Genomic DNA, 3,644 nt, shown 5'->3' with positions numbered 1-3,644 from the left:
GCGGCGGCCAGCGTGGCGGCGGCCAGCGTGGCGGCCGGCGTGGCGGCCGGCGGGACGGTTGGCACCGAGCAGCCAGTAGCGCAGAAGCAGGGCCCGGGGGCGGTCATACCGCAATCCCGGGCCCTCCGCTGGCCGACGACGCGTTCCCGCGTTCGACCTTCCGCCTGCCTAGTTCTCCAGGGCGTTCACCACGGTGAGTTCGCCGTCGGAATGCGAGACGCGGATGCGCTTCTTGTCGAGCTTGCCGACGGAGGTCTTGGGGATCTCGTGGACGAACGCGAACTTCTCGGGCACCTGCCACTTGGCCATCCGCTCGGCCAGGTGCGCGCGCAGCTCCTCGACGTCCGGGTCGGGCAGTCCCTCCTTGACGACCACCGTCGCCAGCGGACGCTCGTCCCACTTCGGGTCGGGCACACCGATCACGGCGGCCTCGGCGACGGACGGGTGCTCGAGCAGGTAGTTCTCCACCTCGACCGAGGAGATCCACTCGCCGCCGGACTTGATGATGTCCTTCGCGCGGTCGGTGAGCTGCAGGAACGCCTCGGGCTTGATATACCCCACGTCGCCGGTGCGCAGCCAGCCGTCGTCGAAGGAGTCCGAGGCGTCCACCTTGTAGTAACTGCCGGTGATCCACGGGCCGCGGACCTCCAGCTCGCCGACGGACTCGCCGTCCCATGGCAGGGCCTGGCCGGAATCGTCGACGATACGGGCCTTCACGCCGGCGATGAGTCGGCCCTGCGTCATGCGGAGCTCGAACTGCTTCTCCTCCGGCAGGGAGGCCTTCGGGCGGGACAGGGTGCCGATGGGCGAGGTCTCGGTCATGCCCCACGCGTGGACGATGTTGATCCCGTATTTGTCCCGGAACTTGCGGATCAGCTCCGGCGGGCACGAGCTGCCGCCCACGACGACCGCACGGAAGCTCGACATGTCGATGGGGTGGTCCACGCTGTACGCGTCCACTGCCTGCCAGATCGTGGGGACGGCGGCGGCCAGCGTCGGACGCTCGGAGGCGATCATCGCGGCCAGCGGCTCGGGCTGTAGGAAACGCTCCGGCATGAGCAGCGAGGCGCCCACCATGAACGCGGCGTACGGCAGGCCCCACGACATGGCGTGGAACATCGGCACGATCGCCAGCACGTTGTCGTCGAGCGAGATGTCCATGCCGTCGGACATGCACACCTGCATCGAGTGGAGGTAGATCGACCGGTGCGAGTAGACGACGCCCTTCGGGTCGCCGGTGGTGCCCGAGGTGTAGGCCATCGCGGCGCCGGAGTTCTCGTCGACCTCCGGCCAATCGAACTCGGTGGGCTGGGCGGCGAGGAGCGCGTCGTAGTCGTGCACCTGGATGCCCTCGGGAGCCTCGAGGTTCGCGGCGCCCCCACCGGTGACGATGACGTGCTCGACCGTCGAGAACCGGGGCAGGAGCGGCTGCAGGAGCGGGACGAGGCTCGGGTCGACGATCACGACCTTGTCCTCTGCGTGGTTGGCCACGAACTCGAGCTGGTCCGGGAACAGCCGGATGTTCAGCGGATGCAGCACGGCGCCCATGGACGGGATCGCGAGGTAGGCCTCCAAGTGCTCGGAGTTGTTCCACTGGAATGTGGCGACCCGCTGGTCACCGTCGACCCCCAGGGAACGCAGCGCGTTGGCCAGCTGCGCGGCGTGCTTGCCCAGATCGCCGTAGGTGATCTTCCGTGGTCCCTGATCGGTCCAGGTGGTGACGACCGCATCGGAGTGGACGGTCGCACCGAACTGCAGGATCGTGCTGATGTTCAACTGCTCCGGCATCATCGTGCTCTTCATGAGGGGCTCCTTGATCGAGGGGTGGCGTCTGTCACTCTCGTGTCGAGACTACCTGACGTCCATGACGTCCTTGGGCCGTGTGGGCGATCACCCGTCGAGGTCGTCGAAGACGGTCTGGACGGTCCTCATCGCCGCGAGGGCCGCCGGCGCGCCGCAGTACTCCGAGGCGTGTATGACCGCCTCGGTGATCTCCTCGCGGGTCAACCCGTTGGTCAACCCGCCGCGTACATGCCCCGCCGGCTCGGCGTCCGCGCGCAGTGCCACGAGCATCCCGATATTAAGCAGGCTGCGATCCCGTCGGTCCAACCCGGGCCGGTTCCAGATGTTGCCCCACACGTTCTCTGCGACCACGTGCTGGATCGCCTCCGACTCCGTCCCGACAGCCCGGTCCATGGCCCGGTCGACGAAGTCGTCGCTCATCACCTCGCGCCTGGTCGCGAAACCCTGCTCGCGCAGATCCGCGGCCGAAGGCCCCTCGCCTGCAGAACTCGTCGTCGTCGTCATCTCCACGGTCCTCTCCCACTGCCGACAGGTATCGCGATCCATCCTCCCCGACCGTCGTCACCAGCTCCGCGTGACCTCGCCCCGCCCCGGCCAGGCGCGGGGACGGCTCGGACAGGGGCGACAGCGGATGTATGGGATGGGCGGACGCGACGACGGGTGGGATACCCTCGACGGGTCCGGCCACCAGCGTCGGACCCCGCGGCAACTCGGCGGAAGTCGGTGCGAATCCGACGCTGTCCCGCAACTGTGATCCCGTCTCAGGACGGGCGAGCCAGGTCGGCCGGTTCCGCGGCAGCCGTACGTACTGACCTCGGACGAAGGACGGTCGCGTGCAGCGGCCCAGGCCGCGGCCCGAGCTGTTTTCTTCCTCCGAATCACGGAGGATGCCATGCACCATCCACGAGCCCGCTCGCTGCTGCTCGCCCCCCTGGCCGCCCTGGCGCTGGTCGCCTCCGCGTGCAGCGGCAGCGGCACCGGCGGCGACGAGCCGGCCCCGGCCGACCAGACCTCCGCCGCGGCGGAGGAACCGCAGGCGATCGTGTCGCTGGCCCCCACCACCACCGAGATGCTCTACGCCGTCGGCGCCGGGGACAGCGTCGTGGCGGTCGACGAGCGGTCCGACTTCCCCTCCGACGCCCCGGTCACCGACCTGTCCGGGTACACGCCCAACCTCGAGGCGATCCTGGGATACGCGCCGGACCTCGTCGTGCTCACCGACGACACCGGGGACATCGTGGCCGGCCTCGAACGCTCCGGCGTCGAGGTGCTGCAGCTGCCCGCGGCCGAGACGCTCGACGACACGTACACGCAGCTCGAGCAGGTCGGCGCCGCAACCGGGCATGTCGGCGAGGCCGCGGAGCTGGTGGCGCAGATGCGGGTCGAGATCGACGAGATCGTGGCGTCGGTGCCGGAGCGCGAGACGCCGTTGACGTACTTCCACGAACTCGACGACACCTACTACACCGTCACCGACGACACCTACGTCGGCGAGATCTACTCCCTGCTCGGCCTGACCTCGATCGCCACGGGCGACAACCCCTACCCGCAGCTGTCCGAGGAACTCATCCTCGAGGCCGACCCGGACCTGGTGTTCCTCGCCGACGGCCAGTGCTGCGGCATCACGCCCGAGGTCGTGGCCGAGCGACCGGGCTGGGACGGACTCACCGCCGTGCGCGACGGCCGCGTCCACGTGGTCGACGAGGACCTGTCCAGCCGGTGGGGCCCGCGCGTGGTCGACTTCATGCGCGAGGTCGCCGCGATCGTGACCGCGGTGCCCGACGCCGCGCCGGAGACCGCGGAGAGCCCCGCGAACCAGCCCGCCTCGTGACCCGCCCGTC

General features: G+C 69.5%; 3 protein-coding genes and 1 riboswitch. Of the genes, 1 reads left to right on the top strand and 2 read right to left on the bottom strand.

The window, feature by feature from the left end; genetic code table 11:
- Positions 1-168: 168 nt before the first annotated feature.
- On the bottom strand, positions 169-1,803 hold the full coding sequence (locus G6024_RS09270) for a long-chain fatty acid--CoA ligase (protein WP_159148556.1): 1,635 nt from the start codon (positions 1,801-1,803) through the stop codon (positions 169-171).
- A gap of 87 nt (positions 1,804-1,890) precedes the next feature.
- Positions 1,891-2,307, bottom strand: a complete 417-nt coding sequence (locus G6024_RS09265; protein ID WP_235027835.1) for a carboxymuconolactone decarboxylase family protein — start codon at positions 2,305-2,307, stop codon at positions 1,891-1,893.
- Between the two features lie 160 nt (positions 2,308-2,467).
- Positions 2,468-2,606, top strand: a riboswitch (cobalamin riboswitch).
- 89 nt (positions 2,607-2,695) lie between these two features.
- Here G6024_RS09265 and G6024_RS09260 point away from each other — a divergent pair.
- A complete protein-coding gene (locus G6024_RS09260; protein WP_159148554.1) occupies positions 2,696-3,634 on the top strand; it encodes an ABC transporter substrate-binding protein in 939 nt (312 codons plus the stop codon).
- Positions 3,635-3,644: the final 10 nt, after the last annotated feature.

This window comes from Dietzia maris (assembly GCF_014144855.1).
Lineage (GTDB): Bacteria > Actinomycetota > Actinomycetes > Mycobacteriales > Mycobacteriaceae > Dietzia > Dietzia kunjamensis.
Note: the sequence above shows the minus strand (reverse complement) of the source record. Positions and strands in the feature narration are given on the sequence as shown.

Bases quoted from the DNA above. Each gene is read 5' to 3' on its own strand.
- G6024_RS09270 (WP_159148556.1), bottom strand. From the start codon at position 1,803: ATGAAGAGCACGATGATGCCGGAGCAGTTGAACATCAGCACGATCCTG.
- G6024_RS09265 (WP_235027835.1), bottom strand. From the start codon at position 2,307: ATGACGACGACGACGAGTTCTGCAGGCGAGGGGCCTTCGGCCGCGGAT.
- G6024_RS09260 (WP_159148554.1), top strand. From the start codon at position 2,696: ATGCACCATCCACGAGCCCGCTCGCTGCTGCTCGCCCCCCTGGCCGCC.